This window comes from Deltaproteobacteria bacterium (assembly GCA_029210625.1).
Lineage (GTDB): Bacteria > Myxococcota > Myxococcia > SLRQ01 > SLRQ01 > JARGFU01.
Window position 1 is genome coordinate 50,847 of record JARGFU010000021.1, and the last position, 15,343, is coordinate 66,189.

Sequence of the window (15,343 nt, forward strand, 5' to 3'; positions counted from 1 at the left end):
TTCGGGTCGCTAGACCCAGAGCAGTGCGAGGACCAGGGCCGCGCCCACGAGCTCTCGCTGGGCGGGCTCGAGATCCCGCTTCACCCAGATCGTCCGCCAGCGCTCTCCCGGCGTGCTGCCCCGGGTCAGATCGAGCAGCGCCTCGCCCTCCGGCCGCTCGAAGGTCAGGCGGGAGCGCAGGGAGGAGGGCCGCACGTGCACCCGCGCCACGCCGGCGGCGTCCCTCACCACCAGGACCGTGCGCAGGAAGCGTCCGATCTGGTCGGTGTGGGCGAAGACCAGCCCCGCGTCGTCCCGGAGCTCGAAGCCGCGCCCCGAGGGCGCCCCCTCGGCGAAGGGGGTGTTGTAGGGGAAGCGGTGCACCGCCTCGCCGTGGCTGTGCCCGCCGCCGTCCTCCACCCTCCAGACGGTGTCCAGCTCGCGGGTGTCGACGTCCAGGCGCAGGGCCCGCCGCGCGAAGCGCTTGTCCAGCAGCTGCCCGAGGGCGGACTGCTTCACCTTCAGCCGCACCATCCCTCCGCTGGAGCGCAGGTCGAGGGTGCGGATCATCCCGAAGACGGTCAGGTCTCCCCGGACCAGCTCGGCCAGGGGCGCCAGGGAGCTCGGGGTCGGGGCCATCTAGAAGCGGTCCACGCTGTAGACGCCCTTGATCCGCTCGAGGCGGGTGATGACGTTCTGCAGCTGTTTCAGGTCGGTGATCAGCACCTCGAAGGTGTTCACCGCGCGATCGTCGCCGGTGGAGCGGCAGTTGGCCTGGGCGATGTTCACCCCGGCCTCGGAGAAGCACTGGGAGAGCTCGGCCAGCAGCCCGCGCCGGTCGGAGGTCACGACCCGCAGGGAGACCGGCCGGCTGGTGCCCTTGGCCATGTCCCAGCTGACGTCGACCCGCCGATCGGGATCGGTGGCCAGGACCTTGTCGCAGTAGGCGGTGTGGACGGTCACGCCCCTGCCGCGGGTGATGAAGCCCACGATCTCGTCCCCCGGCACCGGGTTGCAGCAGCGGCCGAAGCGCACCAGCACGTCGTCGATGCCCTGGATCGAGATGCCGGCCTTCCCGCCGCCCCCGACATTGGAGAGGATCTTCGAGATCCGCCCCTCCTCCTTGGGCTTGCGGTCCCGGCCGGTGAGCTCCTCGGCCGGCAGCGCCCTGGAGATGGCCTGCGCGGCGGTGAGCTTGCCGTAGCCGATGGCCGAGAGGAGATCGTCGATGGTCTTGTAGTTGAAGCCCTCGGCGGCCTTCTGGAGCTGGCCGCCCTTGGTCAGGGACTTCAACGAGCGGCCGTGCTTGCGGGCCTCCTTCTCGAAGAGCTCGCGGCCGATCGAGAGGGAGCGGTCGCGCTGCTGCTTGCGGATGTAGGCGCGGATCCGGTTCTGCGCCCGGCCGGTCTTCACGAAGGTGAGCCAGTCCTTCGAGGGGTGGGCGTGCGGCGAGGTGAGGATCTCGACGGTGTCGCCGTTCTTCAGCCGCTGACGCAGCGGCACGATGCGGCCGCCCACCTTGGCGCCCACGCAGTGGTTGCCGACCTCGGAGTGCACGGAGAAGGCGAAGTCCACCGGGGTGGCGCCCCGGGGGAAGCTCTTCACCTCCCCCGCGGGGGTGAAGACGAAGACCTCGTCCGAGAAGAGGTCGACCTTGACCGTCTCGAGGAACTCCTTGGGATCCGAGACGTCCTGCTGCCACTCGAGGAGCTGCCGCAGCCAGGCGAAGCGATCCGCGTCGTCCTTGCCGGGCTTCTTGCCCTCCTTGTAGGACCAGTGGGCCGCGATGCCCTCCTCGGCGACGCGGTGCATCTCCTGGGTGCGGATCTGGATCTCCACCCGCTCGCCGTAGGGCCCGATCACCGTCGTGTGCAGCGACTGGTACATGTTGGGCTTGGGCATCGCGATGTAGTCCTTGAAGCGCCCCGGCACGGGCTTCCACTGGGCGTGGACCAGGCCGAGGGCCTCGTAGCATCGCGAGATGCTGTCGGTGATGATCCGGAAGGCGATGAGGTCGTGGACCTGATCCAACTCCAGGCTGTTGGCCCGCATCTTCCGGTAGATCGAGTAGAGGTGCTTGCGCCGCCCGGTGACCTCGGCGGGGATCTCCTGCTCGGCGAGCTTCTCCTTCAGGATGGCGCCCACCTCTTCGATGTACTTCTGGTGCTCGCGCTGCTTCTTGGCGAGCTGCGAGGTGATCTCGTTGTAGTCGTGGGGCCGCAGGTAGCGGAAGGAGAGGTCCTCGAGCTCGATCTTCACCCACTGGATGCCGAGGCGGTTGGCGAGCGGCGCGTAGATCTCCAGGGTCTCCCGGGCGATCCGCTCCTGCTTCTCGGGCTTCATGTGAGTGAGCGTCCGCATGTTGTGGGTGCGGTCCGCCAGCTTCACCAGGATGACCCGCAGATCCTTGGCCATCGCCACGATCATCTTGCGGAAGTTCTCGGCCTGCTTCTCCTCGGCCGTGGGCTGCCGGGTCTCCGAGAACTGCGAGAGCTTGGTCACCCCGTCGACCAGATCGGCCACCTCGGTGCCGAAGAGATCCACGAGCTCCTCGTAGGTCGCGAGGGTGTCCTCGATGGTGTCGTGCAGCAGGCCGGTCACCACCGACTGCTCGTCCAGGCGCAGCTCGGTGAGCAGGCCGGCCACCTCGAGGGGGTGGATCAGGTAGGGGTCGCCCGACTTGCGGACCTGCCCCTGGTGAACCTTCGCAGCGTAGACGTAGGCCTTCTTGACCAGGTCCAGATCGGCGCCCGGCCGGTACTCGGAGAGGTTCTTGAGGATGTCGCCCAGTCGGAGCATGCGCGCTGTGTCGAAAAAAATCCCCGCGGCCGAAAAAGGGGCAGGTTCGAGTCCCCTACCTCCCAGCCGGGGGTGTTCTGCCGGGAGATTGTAGCACCGGCCGGTATCGGCGCAATTGCGCCCACCCCCGCAAAATGCGAATTTCGAGGTCAATGAGCGCCGACCGGCGATCCGACAGAATCCGGGTCTCGATTCCCGCCACGGTCCGAGCCGGGTCCCGCGCCTACCGGGACGTGGTCACGGATCTCTCCCTGACCGGCCTCTTCCTCCAGGCCGCCACCGAGCGTCCGCGCATCGGCGAGCGGATCCGCGTGTCCTTCAGCCTCCCGGTCGGCGACGAGCGGGCCATCCCCCTCGATGTCGACGGGGAAATCGCCCGGGTGGTGAAGAACATGGCCAACCGGACCAAGGGCCTGGGGGTGCGCTTCATCCGCCCCAAGCCCGCGGTCACCGAGGCCATCCAGGCCTACCTCGGCAGCGACGACGGCACCCTCGCCCGCCCCTCGGGCCTCGGCCGGTGGACCGGCAGCGGCCCCGCCGCCGACGAGCGCGAGGTGACCGATCCCGCCGAGCCCCGCTCGGCCCCGCCCGCCCGCACCTACGACTTCTCGGCCGAGGCGCCCGACCTGGACGACGACGCCGAGATGGACACCGACCCGCGCTACCCGCTGCCCTCGGACGGGGACGCGTGAAGGTCGGCCAGACCATCGGCGGCTGCGAGATCGTCGAGGAGATCGGGGCCGGCGGCATGGCCGTCGTCTTCCGGGCCGTGCAGACCGGCCTGGGCCGCTCGGTCGCCATCAAGTTCCTCAAGCGCGAGCACCTCGAGTCCCGCGAGATGGTGCAGCGCTTCCGGCGCGAGGCGAAGAGCGTCGCCAGCCTCCAGCACGAGAACATCGTCAGCATCTACGACTTCCAGGAGGCCCCCGAGGGCCTCGGGATGATCCTGGAGTACGTCTCGGGCACCGACCTCCACGACCTGCTGGCCCGCTGCTATCGCCTGCCCCCGGACGTCGCCGCCATCATCGGCCTGAAGGTCTGCTGCGCCCTGGAGTACGCCCACTACCGCAAGGTGGTGCACCGGGACATCAAGCCCTCGAACATCATGATCTCCTGGTCCGGCGAGGTGAAGCTCACCGACTTCGGCATCGCCAAGGACATGCTCTTCGACGACCTCACCCGGACGGGGATGGCCATCGGGACGCCCTCCTACATGTCGCCGGAGCAGGTGGTCGGCGCGAAGCTCGACTCGAAGAGCGACCTCTTCTCCTTCGGCATCCTCCTCTACCAGATGCTCACCGGCGAGCGCCCCTTCACCGACGACGACGAGGGCACGGTGCTCGCCAAGATCCGGGACGAGGACTACCTGAGCCCGCGGCGGATCAACGCCGACATCCCGCTCTCCCTCGAGCGCATCGTCAAGCGCTGCCTGCAGAAGAAGCCCGAGGAGCGCTACGCCTCGACTGCCCTCCTGCGCCAGGACCTCGAGCGGGAGGTCGCCGACCGGGTGACCACCAACTACTCGGCCCGGCTGGTGACCTACCTCGCCAACCGCGGCTTCATCGAGCTGGGCGAAGCCCGGGCCCTGGTCGATCCGGAGGTTCTGGCGAGCCGCGAGATCCGACGCGTCGATCTGGGGGGACCTCCGAGCCCCTCGGTCTGGGAGGTGCCCCTCCTCTCCGCCGGAGCCCTCCTCCTCCTCTCCCTCTGGGTCGCCCTCCTCCACGGGGGCGTCGTCGGTCCGGGCGGCGCCGCTGCCCTCCCCTCCGCCCCCCCCGGTGAGGGCCGGGCCTACCTCAAGGTGGTCGCCGACCCCTGGGCCCACGTCTACGTCGATGGCGCCTTCTTCGACACGACCCCCTTCGCCCGGGAGATCGCCCTGCCCTCCGGACCGCACGAGGTGACCCTGAAGAACGACTTCCTGGGGGAGAAGTCGGTGACGGTGGACCTGAAGGCGGGAGCGCACCAGGTCCTGCGGGAGAAGCTGGAGGCCGAGAAGTGAGGCCAGCCCGGCGCCTGCTCCTCCTGGCCTCCCTGGCCCTGCTGCTCTCGCTGGGCCTGGCCGGCGAGGCCGCCGCGCAGATCACCCACGTGGTCGAGCGGGGGGACACCCTCTCGAGGGTCGCCCAGCGCTACTACGGCTCCGCCCGGAAGGCCTCCTACGTGGCCGGAGTGAACCGGATCCCCATGGACGGAGAGCTCAAGGTCGGTCAGCGCCTGAAGATCGCCGTGGTCTGGACCTACCGGGTGCGCCGGGGCGATCGGCTCTCGGCCATCGCCCGCAAGGTCCTGGGCGACGAGCGGCGCTACACCTACCTCGCCCGCATCAACGACATCGAGGAGGTCGGCCGCCTCTCGCCGGGCACCCGGCTCCTCATCCCGATCGAGGTCCGCCACAAGGCGGTGAGGGGCGAGAACCTCGGCATCATCGCGAAGCACTATTACAACAACACCCGCCAGGCGAAGCTGCTGCGCGACTACAACTTCATCGGTAAGAAGGGCTTCTCCACCGGTGACGTGATCGTCGTCCCGATCTTCGATCGGAGCGCCGAGCTCTCCGAGGTGCAGCGCCGCATCAAGGACCACCGGGAGGCCGCCGCCCGGGCCACGGCTGCCCGCGAGGCGGCGAAGCCGGCCTCGAAGGCGGGCAAGCGAGCGGCCACCGCCGAGCCCGACCCCGCGCCCGAGCCCGAGGCGGAGGAGGCGCCGGCCCCCGTCGTCGACCTCGAGAAGCTCGACGCCGGCCTCCGCCGGAGCCTCGAGTCCCTGGATCAGGGGGCCTACGAGGAGGTGGTCGAGCTCCTCGAGCCCCTCCTCGACGAGGTCCCCGAGAGCGATCTCACCCGCCAGCGCGACCTGCGCCTGGCGCTGGCCACGGCCCTGGTGGCCCTCGGCCGCCGGGGCGAGGCGAGCAGCCACCTCCAGCGCCTGATCGAGCTCGACCCGGACACCTCCCTCGACCCCGTGGCCACCTCCCCCAAGATCCTCCAGGCCTTCGGGCGCGCCCAGGAGGCCTGGGCCGAGAGCTCCATGGAGAGCGCCGCCGAGGAGGAGCTGGGCGAGGGCGAGGAGTAGCGCGAGCGGCGTTTCCAAGCCTCCCCCGGGCGTGCTAGGCCTTCCCCATGCCGGTATGCAACGCCTGCCAGGGACAGATTCAGGAGGGGATCGCGGCCTGCCCGGCCTGCGGTCAGGCGGTCGAGGCCGAGCCCATCCAGTTCGGCATCGTCTGTCCCGCCTGTGACACCTACAACGGCCCGGGCCTGAACGCCTGCCAGAGCTGCCAGGCGCCCCTGGTGCCGGCCGGCTTCACCGGCTTCTTCGAGGCCGCGAACCTCGAGCTGCCCTCGGCCCCCGCGCCCGCGCCGGCCGAGGCCCCGCCCTCGGTGGAGGTGGCCGCCGGCGCGGACGAGTTCGAGGTCCCCGCCCCCGCTCCGGCCGGCCCCACCGTCGCCGGGCGGGCGCGCAGCGACACCGGCGCCCTGCTCTGCTCTCTCTGCAAGACCCCCAACACCCCGGGCTCGAAGTTCTGCGGCGGCTGCGGCACGCCCCTGGGCGGCGGCGCCGGGGGTGGCGGCGGCACGATGATGATGCCCTCCTTCGCCAACGCGCCGAAGACCGGCGAAGCCCCCCAGGGCGGCACCCAGTTCTTCGGAGCGATGGAGCCTGGCAAGGCCAAGCTGATCCTCATCCGGGGCGAGGGCTTCGAGGGCGCCGAGTTCCGCCTGGGCTCGGAGCAGGTGATGGCCGGCCGGAGCAAGGGCCTGATCCTCTTCCCCTCCGACCCCTACCTCGGCGCGCACCACGCCACCTTCGTCTACCGCGACGGCCGCCTGCACGTCCGCGACGAGGGCACCCCCTCGGGCACCTACGTGCGGCTCAAGGGCGAGCAGGAGATGACCGTCGGCACCGAGCTGGTCATCGGCGAGCACCGCCTCCGCTACACCGGCGCCCTGCCGAAGGCGAGCAGCGAGGCCCAGGGGGCCACCCGCCCGGAGGGCGCGGTGCGCTTCGAGGAGGTGCTGGCCGGCGGGCGTCCGGGCCGCGCGTGGCTGCTGCCTGGCAACTCCGGGCGACCCGCGGTGATCGGCCGCGAGGGCTGCGAGATCGACCTGGTCAACGACCGCTTCGTCTCCACCCGCCACTGCGAGCTTCGCATCGAGGGGGGGCGCTGCTGGCTGAAGGACTACGGCTCGGTCAACGGCACCTTCATCCGGCTCCCCGCCTCGTCCGAGCGGGGCCTGGTGCACGGCGACTACCTCATGCTCGGCCAGCAGGTGCTGCGGGTCGAAGTGGCCTGAGAGCGGGGGGGAGCCTCCGCTCCCCCCCGATCCCCCCCAGCTCGAGCCAGAGGTGCACGGCTCCGCTGGCCTGCGCCGGCGCCCGGCCGGCAGGCCGGGTTCGCGCCGCCTCCGGCCGCTCCGAAGACCGGTCAGCAATGGTCTCGGTCCATAGGGGAGCCTCCGCTCCCCGATCCATCAGCCGCTGCGGATCATCTCCTCGACCATCGCGCGATCCTTGGCGCGAGGCTCGAGCTGCAGGTAGCGGCGCAGCGCCTGCTTGGCCCGCCGCGAGTCGCCCTTGGCGAGGTAGGCGTTGCCGAGGCGGCGGTAGACCATGGCGTCGTTGGGGTTGGCCTTGGCGGCCTTCTCCCAGAGGTTGATCGCCCGCTCGAAGTCTCCCTTGGCCCAGAAGCGCTGGGCGTCCGCGGAGAACTTCCGCGCCATCTTGGGGTCGGTCTTCTGCCCCCCGGTCTCCTTCGGGTTCCGGGGGTTCCGGGGGTTCTTCGGCTCCTTGGGATCGCCCGGCGGATCGTTCACCGCGACCTCCGTGCCGGTGCCGGTGTCTGTGCCGGTCTCGGTGCCACCGGTGTTCCCGGCCTCGGTGCCCGTACCACCGGCCTCGGTGCCACCTGCCGTCCCCGTCCCCGTCTGCTCCCCGGTCCCCGCCGTGTTCCCCGTGTTCGCCGCGACCTCGGTACCCCCGGCGGCGGCCGTCCCGGTGCCGGTGGCCGCGCTGCCACCGGTCGCGGCCCCGCCGGTCTCGTCCTTCACGATGATCGTGTTCGGCTTCTTCTCGCCGCCCTTGCCCCGGCTCGCGACGGCGAAGTAGCCGCCCACGGCGGCCAGCAGCACCGCGCCGATCCCGACGAAGATGAAGACCTTCGAGCCCTTCTGACCCGGCACCATCGTGTTGCCGGCCGTCTGGACCGCGGGGTTGCTCGGCGCCATGCCCGGCAGCCCGCTCAAGGATCCCGCGGGCCCCTCGGGCTGCGGCGCCACCGGCGCGTGGGCCGAGGGCTCGGGCTGGGTCCCGCCCGCGATCGGCGCCGGCGCGGTGCCCGGCGAGGTGGCGGCGGTGTACTGCGCGCCCTGCCCCAGGGCGTTGAGCAGATCCCGCAGCTCGACCGCGGTCCGCGGGCGCACCTCGGGGTCCTTGGCCATGCAGCGCAGGATCAGGGCCTCGAGCTCGGTGGTGACCGTCGGGTTGATCGTGCGGGCCGGAGGCGGCTCCTCGATCAGGTGCTTGGTGACCATGCCCACCGAGGTGTCCGACTGGAAGGGCAACCGGCCGGTGGAGAGCTGGAAGAGGATCACGCCGATGGCGTAGAGGTCCGAGCGCGCGTCGAGGGGCTCGCCCTTGGCCTGCTCGGGGGACATGTACTCGGGGGTCCCGCAGACCAGGCCCTGCTGGGTGAGGGCCACGGCGTCGGGGGAGTCGGAGGGGTCCTGGATCTTGGCGATGCCGAAGTCGAGGACCTTCACGGTGTCGGGATCGTCCCGGCGGGCGACCACCATCACGTTCTCGGGCTTCAGGTCCCGGTGGATGATGTTCGCGGCGTGCGCGTCGGCCAGGGCCGAGAGGACCTGATCCATGATGTGGACCAGCCGCCCCTGCGGCAGCGGGCCGTCGCGCTGGAGCAGCTGCCCCAGGTCGAGGCCCTCGAGGTACTCCATGGCGATGTAGAGGGCGCCGTCCTCCATCTGCCCGAAGTCCGTGACCTGGATGCTGTTGGGGTGGGTCAGGCGGCTGGCCGCCCGCGCCTCGCGCTGGAAGCGGGCCACCAGGGAGGCGTCGCCGTGGAGGGCCTGCCGCAGGACCTTCAGCACCACCTTCTTGTCGAGGGGCTGCTGCACGGCGAGGTACACCTTGCCCATGCCGCCCTCGCCGAGGACCTTCTCCACCAGATACTTCCCGGCGACGAGCTTGCCGATGTAGGGGTCGTCCCCCGCCCTGGCCACGACGGCCAGGTTGGAACCGCAAGCCGGACAGAACTTCGGAGAACCCTCTACCTGGGCTTCACAGGCTGGACAGGTGAGCATCGAGAGGGTTGTACCTCAGATCCGGCCTGGCTTGTGCTAGGACGGGAGCCAGGAGGCGCGAATGATCCGTTGCACGATCTGCGGACGAGAGAACGAGGACACCTTCCGCTACTGCCTCGACTGTGGCTCGGAGATCGGCGGCGCCGCGGCCCCCACCCAGGCGCAGCCCCAGAAGCCGCCCGAGCCCGCGGAGGACGACCTGGGTGAGGTGATCGCCCTGACCGAGGAGGCGCCCCCCACCGGCATGATCGAGGTCCAGTCCGCGGTGGTCGCCCCGCTGCCGACCCCGCCGAGCGTCTCCCTGGCCACCCCCGCGGGGGGCACCCCCCGCCACACGCCGATCCCCCCCGGGCCCCTCGAGGCCACCGCCCCCTCGGTCCGCTCCGATCCGGCGGTCCGGGCCGCCGAGGCCGCCACCTCCGTCTCCTCCCCCCTGGAGGAGGACCGGCCCGAACTCGGGCCCAAGCCGGTGGTCCCTCCGATCTCGGCGCCGGCGCCGGCGCCCGCCAGCCGGGCGATCCCCGACTACCTCCGCCCTTGCCCCACCTGCGGCAAGGAGGTCGCGGCCGGCCACGCCTTCTGCGGCTCCTGCGGCGCCCGGGCCGACACCTCCGCCGCCCCCCCGCCGGCCACCGCGGCCTCCACCGCCGCCGCGGCCTCCGTCGGCGGCACCATGGTGATGGGCGCCGTGGACGCCCCCGAGCTCGCCGCCCCCCGCTTCAAGGTCACCCTGATCAAGCCCGACGGCTCCGAGGCCGGGGCCACCTCGCTGAAGACCCCCGAGACCGTCGCGGGCAGCGCCGGCGCGGCCATCTCCATCCCGGAGGATCCCTTCGTCACCAGCGCGCACCTCACCCTGGCCGAGCGGGCGGGGGTGCTGCGGGTGCGCGACGGGGGCTCCGCCACCGGCACCTTCCTCAAGCTCACCGCTCGCCAGCCGGTGCCCCTGCCCTCGGGCTCGGCGCTGCGCTTCGGCCGGCAGCGGCTGCGCCTGGAGAAGATCGGGCCGATCCCCGAGCCGGCCCCGGGCGAGGCCGCCGAGTGGGGCTCACCGGACCACGGCGCCCGCTTCCGCCTCGTGCAGGAGCTCGAGGGCGGCGGCGACGGCACCGCCTGGATGCTCTCCGAGGGGGAGTACCGGGTCGGGCGCGAGGTCGGCGAGCTCACCTTCCCCAAGGACGGCTACGTCTCGGGCACCCACGGGCGCCTGCAGATCGGCGCCGACGGGAAGGCCAGCTTCGAGGATCTGGGATCCTCGAACGGCAGCTTCCTGCGGCTCACCCAGGAGACGGTCGTCACCGAGGGCGACTTCCTCCTGGTGGGGATGCACCTGCTGCGGATCGACCTGCAGTAGGCGCGATCCGCGAGCGTTCGGGCGCCTACCCGAAGGAGCGCTCGACGATCTCCTGCTCCTCCTTGCACCGGATGCACATCGTGGTCACCGGGCGGGCCTCGAGGCGGCGCAGGCTGATCTCCTCGTCGCAGGACTCGCAGATCCCGAAGGTGCCGTCGTCGATCCGCGAGAGCGCGGACTCGATCTTGCGCAGGAGGAACTTCTCCCGGTCACGGAGCCGGAACACCATGGACTGAGCGTACTCGGAGGAAGCCAGGTCGAGCTCGTCGGGGAGATCGTCGGTGTCGACCACCGTCTCCTCTCGCAGCGTCCGCTTCGCCGAGGCGAGGAGCTGCGAGCGCGAGCTGTCGAGGATCTTGCGAAACTTCTCCAGGTCCTTCTTCTTCACGCTTCCCCCAGGAAACTAGCGGGTTTGGGTCTTCTCACGCCCTGCAAGAAGGTGGGCGAGATAACAGGCGCTCACGCGGCCTGTCAAAGCAAAAACCGACCACCCATGGCGCGCTGCGTCACCCGCGCCCCCTCGATGCACCGAAGTGGAGCCCGGCCCGAGGCGCGGTTAGGATGCCTGCATGTCTGCCGACCCCGCAAGCACCATCGAGAAGGAGTTCATCCGCAGCGCCCTGGCCCTGGCGTCCAAGAAGGAGGTCGATCGCCTCCTCTGGGTCCACGACGACGAGCTCACCAAGGAGGAGCTCAAGGGCCGCCCGGTGAAGAAGAAGATCGTCTACGCCGTGAGCGAGGAGACGATCGCCGAGGACCTCCGCGAGAGCGGCCAGGCGGTGGTGACGATCCCCCCCTACGACTACGCCCGCGTCGAGCGGATCAAGGTCGCGATCGTCAGCGCGCTGGCCGCCGGGCTGGTGAAGGAGGGCGAGGTCGTCCTAGCGGTCACCGGCGCCGGCAAGCACCCCGACATGCTGCTCAACCTGCGCATCGGGCTGGGCCTCGAGGACAAGCCCGCCCTCGAGGGCCTCGAGCTCTCGGAGGAGTTCTCCAGCCAGGTGGTCGAGGCCTTCATCGACATCGCCCTGCGCGTCGGCCACGACGGCTTCGAGGGCCACCCCATCGGCTCGCTGATCACCATCGGCGACGCCACCACCGTGATGGAGAAGTCCCAGCAGCTCACCCTCAACCCCTTCCAGGGGGTCTCGGAGTCGGAGCGCTCGGTCCTCGATCCCCGGATCCGCGAGGCCATCCGGAACTTCTCGGTCCTCGACGGCGCCTTCGTCGCCCGGGAGGACGGCGTCATCCTCGCCGCCGGCCGCTACCTCCAGGCCGACATCGGCGACGTGAAGGTGCCCCTGGGCCTGGGCGCCCGCCACATGGCGGCCGCGGCCATCACCCGCGAGACCCACGCGATCGCGGTGACGGTCTCCCAGACCAGCGGCGCGGTGCGCGTCTTCCGCAACGGCGAGATCGTGCTCGAGCTGAACCAGCCGGCGCGGCGCGCGTAGCGCACGGCTGCGAGCTACGAGCTACGAGCTCGAAGCTCGAAGCCATCTCAACGAGAGGCGGCGCGGAGCGCTGGACGACATACCGTGGCCAGCGGACACTCCCGGCAGATCGACGCCACGTGCCGGTGCCGGCACCCCCCGCTGATCCCCAGGTGCGCCAGCGGGAAGTCGAAGCGCAGGGGATCCTCCGGATCGATCCCCCGGAGCATCCAGGTGATCTCCTCGGCGCTCTTCCAGCCGGCGTCCCTTCGCTCCAGGAGCCCGATCGCGCGGGCGAGCCAGTGGACGTGGGTGTCGAGGGGGACGATCAGCTCCGAGGGGCGCGGCGCGCCCTCCCCTCTCCAGAGGCCGAGATCCACGCCGTCGGGCCCCCGGACCATCCAGCGCAGGAAGAGGTGGAGGCGCTTGCTCGCCCCGGCGCCGCGGGGATCCGAGAGGAGGTAGCGCAGGCCCCGGTCCTCCTCCTCGCCCCGGGGCCGCGCGGCGAGGAGCAGCCCCGCCCGCCAGGTGGCGAGGGCCTCGCGCAGATCGCGGCCGTCCCGCCGGGCGCGGCCGAGCGCCGCCCCGAGGGAGCCCGCCTCCTCCTGCACCCGCAGCACGCCCCGGTGCAGCGCCCGCAGCGCCTTCCCGCTCACCCAGCGATGACGCAGCCCCTCGAGGCGCGAGAGGCGCCCGGCCTCCACCTCCCGGGGGCGCGGCCCCAGGATCGCCACCACCCGCTCCAGGGTGCCCGCGATGGCCACCGCGTTCCCGAAGGCCAGGGTCGCGGCGACGAGGGCGACGAGCTCACGATCCAGCGGCGCCTGGTAGCGGTGGGCGAAGGCGATCGGATCCCGCTCGCGGAGGCCGCGGCCCGCCGCCTCCGCCCGCCGGGCGGTCTCGAGCAGCGCCGGGGCCAGCCGCTCCAGCCTCCGCTGGCGCGCCGCCCGGGCCCGGGCCTCGCTGCTGTAGCGTCGCAGCAGCAGGTGGGCGGGCGTCGGATCGCCGCTCAACGCACCAGCTTGGACAGGGCCTTGAAGTGGGGATCCTCGGCGGTCTGCAGGAGGTCGAAGAGCACCGTCTCGGTGCCGGAGATCGTCGCCCCCAGCCCGTGCATCAGCTCCAGGCCGACCTTCCAGTTCTCCTTCGTGCGGGAGGTGCATCCGTCCCGCGCCACGTGGACGAACCAGCCCAGCTCCACCAGATCGCGCACGGTCTGGAAGACGCAGACGTGGGTCTCCTGCCCGACCACGATCACCTGGCGGCGGTGGCGGGCCTCCAGGGCGCCCTGGATGTCCTCGACCTCGGCGCAGGAGAAGCCCATCTTCTCGACCACCGGGGTCCCCTCGGGCAGCGCCTCCAGGATGGCCGGCACGGTCGGCCCCAGCCCCTTGGCGTACTGCTCGGTCACGAGGATCGGCAGCTCGAAGGCCCGGGCGGTCTCGATCAGCCGCACGGTGTTCTTCACCGCCCGCGCGAAGGGCTCCTCGGGCATCGCCGCCCCGAGCTTCTCCTGCATGTCGACGATCAGCAGGGCCGTCGACTCGCGGTAGAGGCTGTAGGCGGGATGGGGCTCGACGTCCTCCCGGGCGAGCTCGGCGTGCCACTTCAGGATGTCACGGGCGCGGGTCATTCGATCTCCTCCTCGATCAGGAACACCTCCCCGTCGCGCTCTTCCACGACGAGGGTCGGCTGGTCCTCGCAGATCCTCGGCTCGGTGAGAACCCTCCCGTCGCGCAGCCGGAAGGCCACGGCGTGGCAGGGGCACATCACGGCGTCCTCGGTGAGGAGGCCCTCGGAGAGGAGGCAGCCGGCGTGGTTGCACCAGGCATCGAGGGCGAGGACCTCGCCCTGCAGGCGGGCGAGGGCGACGTGCTTCTCCCCGATCGTCGCCCCGATCAGCTCGCCCTCCTGCGGCGCCGCGCCGAGGCTACGCCCCCTGGATCCCTTCTCACTCATGCCTGGGCTATCTTGGTCCCCGACTCGGTGGGAGGAAAAGATCCTGATGATTTGCCCGCGCCTGCGCTCCCTCGTGGCTCTGCTGGCCACCCTCGCTCTCTCGATGGCCCTGCCCTCCCGGGCTGGCGCCCAGGCCGAGGAGGCCCCGGCGGCGAAGCCCCGGGTCGCGGTCATGGGGGTCCAGCTGGTCGGCTTCCCGGAGGGGGTGCGGGAGCTCTTCACCGAGGCCCTCGCCCAGGGGGCCGCGCGCCAGGAGGACTACGATGTCCTCTCCCAGGCCGAGATCACCTCCATCCTCGGCCTCGAGGCCCAGAAGCAGCTGCTGGGCTGCAACGACGACTCCTGCCTGGTCGAGCTGGCCGGCGCCCTCGACGCCGCCTTCCTGGTGACCGGCAAGGTGGTGAAGCTCGGCTCGGTGACGAACCTCTCGGTCAGCATGATCGACCTGGCCCAGACCAGCGTCGTGAGCCGCGAGCACATGGAGGTCGATGACGACGGACAGGTGGTGCGCTGGCTGCGCTACCTCGGCGCCAAGATCGTCGGGGTCGATCCGGGCGAGGACCTGGCCAAGGACGTGGGCATCGTCACCGGACCCCGCTGGCGGGCGTCGGCCGGGCTGGGGCTGGCAGGCCTGGGGACCCACGGAATGGTCGTCCTCCCCTCGATCCCCTTCGTCACCAACGATCCCAACCGGGACCCCCGCAGCGAGCCGGTGGTCCCCACCCTCCACGAGGGTCAGTGGAACTCGAACCTCGGCTTCACGATCGACTTCGGCTTCCAGGTGAAGCGCTGGCTGCGGATCGAGCTGGGCTACGAGCACCGCAACATGGAGTCCCAGCTCGAGGTCGACCCCACCCGGCTCCACGGTGCCTACTGGGACGGCTCGGACGACGTGGGAGCGTCGAACGGGATCAGCGCCGGCTGCATCGCCGTCTTCGCCGAGCAGACCACCGCCGAGGCCTACAACGCCGCCCTGGGGGATCTGGCGGGCACCGGCGGCGACACGATCAACACCGCCCTGCAGGAGGGCGGCGCAGGCCTCCTGCGCGAGCGCTCGGCCGCCACCTGGGGGAAGTGCTACTCGAACACCAAGGTGCAGACCCTGATGGTGGGCTTGCCCTTCGTGCTCTTCCCCACCCGCTTCGTCGCCTTCGAGATCGGCCCCCGGGTCGGCTTCGGCGCGCTGACCCTCGTCGGCTGGCAGGCCGGCGAGAGCGGCGGCTCGCCGGGCAGCGCGGCCCTCTTCCTGGGCGGCCGGCTCGGCCTCGCCTTCCTCTTCAAGGAGGCCTTCGCCGCCTTCCCCCTCGATCTGACCCTCGATCTGAAGGGGGACGTCTACTACCTGCGCGGGATAACGACCGACGAGCAGGTCCACGCCCGGACCGTGACCGAGGACGCCTCCGGCGAGATCCAGGCGTCGGACCTCGAGGCGAAGCGGGTCAGGGTGGAGATGCCTTACCCCACCATCACCCTCGCGCTCGGGATGCGCTTCTAGCGGC

14 protein-coding genes are annotated in these 15,343 nt (G+C 71.1%); 7 read left to right on the forward strand and 7 right to left on the reverse strand.

The window, feature by feature from the left end:
- Positions 1-9: 9 nt before the first annotated feature.
- On the reverse strand, positions 10-618 hold the full coding sequence (locus P1V51_18840) for a hypothetical protein (GenBank protein ID MDF1565101.1): 609 nt from the start codon (positions 616-618) through the stop codon (positions 10-12).
- A complete protein-coding gene (locus P1V51_18845; protein MDF1565102.1) occupies positions 619-2,778 on the reverse strand; it encodes a bifunctional (p)ppGpp synthetase/guanosine-3',5'-bis(diphosphate) 3'-pyrophosphohydrolase in 2,160 nt (719 codons plus the stop codon). It abuts the gene before it with no gap.
- Positions 2,779-2,930: 152 nt separating this feature from the next.
- Here P1V51_18845 and P1V51_18850 point away from each other — a divergent pair, with 152 nt between their 5' ends.
- From P1V51_18850 to P1V51_18865, 4 genes are read left to right on the forward strand one after another with little or no spacing between them, the layout of a single operon-like run.
- Positions 2,931-3,470, forward strand: a complete 540-nt coding sequence (locus P1V51_18850; protein ID MDF1565103.1) for a PilZ domain-containing protein — start codon at positions 2,931-2,933, stop codon at positions 3,468-3,470.
- Positions 3,467-4,780 carry a serine/threonine-protein kinase gene (locus P1V51_18855; GenBank protein MDF1565104.1) on the forward strand — a complete coding sequence of 438 codons (1,314 nt, stop codon included), beginning with the start codon at positions 3,467-3,469 and terminating at the stop codon, positions 4,778-4,780. The genes P1V51_18850 and P1V51_18855 overlap by 4 nt, the downstream gene beginning before the upstream one ends.
- The gene (locus P1V51_18860) at positions 4,777-5,853 is read left to right on the forward strand and encodes a LysM domain-containing protein (GenBank protein ID MDF1565105.1); all 1,077 of its coding nucleotides are present in this window, start codon (positions 4,777-4,779) and stop codon (positions 5,851-5,853) included. Before P1V51_18855 ends, P1V51_18860 begins: the two co-directional genes overlap by 4 nt.
- A 47-nt stretch (positions 5,854-5,900) precedes the next feature.
- Complete coding sequence (locus P1V51_18865; protein MDF1565106.1) at positions 5,901-7,076, forward strand: FHA domain-containing protein; 1,176 nt, start codon at positions 5,901-5,903, stop codon at positions 7,074-7,076.
- 177 nt (positions 7,077-7,253) lie between these two features.
- Here P1V51_18865 and P1V51_18870 read toward each other — a convergent pair whose 3' ends face one another.
- Positions 7,254-9,098, reverse strand: coding sequence for a protein kinase (locus tag P1V51_18870; GenBank protein ID MDF1565107.1), 1,845 nt, complete (start codon positions 9,096-9,098; stop codon positions 7,254-7,256).
- A gap of 61 nt (positions 9,099-9,159) precedes the next feature.
- Between P1V51_18870 and P1V51_18875 the strand changes: the two genes are divergently transcribed.
- Positions 9,160-10,452, forward strand: coding sequence for a hypothetical protein (locus P1V51_18875; GenBank protein ID MDF1565108.1), 1,293 nt, complete (start codon positions 9,160-9,162; stop codon positions 10,450-10,452).
- Positions 10,453-10,477: 25 nt separating this feature from the next.
- On the opposite strand, the gene dksA is transcribed toward P1V51_18875, so the two are convergent.
- Positions 10,478-10,840: an RNA polymerase-binding protein DksA gene (gene dksA, locus P1V51_18880; protein MDF1565109.1), complete on the reverse strand. Its 363-nt coding sequence runs from the start codon at positions 10,838-10,840 to the stop codon at positions 10,478-10,480.
- Positions 10,841-11,021: 181 nt separating this feature from the next.
- Between dksA and P1V51_18885 the strand changes: the two genes are divergently transcribed.
- Positions 11,022-11,906 carry a diadenylate cyclase gene (locus P1V51_18885; protein ID MDF1565110.1) on the forward strand — a complete coding sequence of 295 codons (885 nt, stop codon included), beginning with the start codon at positions 11,022-11,024 and terminating at the stop codon, positions 11,904-11,906.
- A gap of 47 nt (positions 11,907-11,953) precedes the next feature.
- Here the strand turns inward: P1V51_18885 and P1V51_18890 are convergent, their stop codons facing one another.
- Genes P1V51_18890 through P1V51_18900 form a run of 3 tightly spaced genes read right to left on the reverse strand, consistent with a single transcriptional unit; the run spans position 11,954 to position 13,844 of the window.
- Entirely contained in the window at positions 11,954-12,898 is a 945-nt protein-coding gene (locus P1V51_18890) for a TIGR02757 family protein (protein MDF1565111.1), read from the reverse strand.
- The gene (locus P1V51_18895; protein ID MDF1565112.1) at positions 12,895-13,518 is read right to left on the reverse strand and encodes an isochorismatase family protein; all 624 of its coding nucleotides are present in this window, start codon (positions 13,516-13,518) and stop codon (positions 12,895-12,897) included. The genes P1V51_18890 and P1V51_18895 overlap by 4 nt, the downstream gene beginning before the upstream one ends.
- Entirely contained in the window at positions 13,515-13,844 is a 330-nt protein-coding gene (locus P1V51_18900; GenBank protein ID MDF1565113.1) for a Rieske 2Fe-2S domain-containing protein, read from the reverse strand. The genes P1V51_18895 and P1V51_18900 overlap by 4 nt, the downstream gene beginning before the upstream one ends.
- A gap of 46 nt (positions 13,845-13,890) precedes the next feature.
- Here P1V51_18900 and P1V51_18905 point away from each other — a divergent pair, with 46 nt between their 5' ends.
- Positions 13,891-15,339: a hypothetical protein gene (locus P1V51_18905; GenBank protein MDF1565114.1), complete on the forward strand. Its 1,449-nt coding sequence runs from the start codon at positions 13,891-13,893 to the stop codon at positions 15,337-15,339.
- Positions 15,340-15,343: the final 4 nt, after the last annotated feature.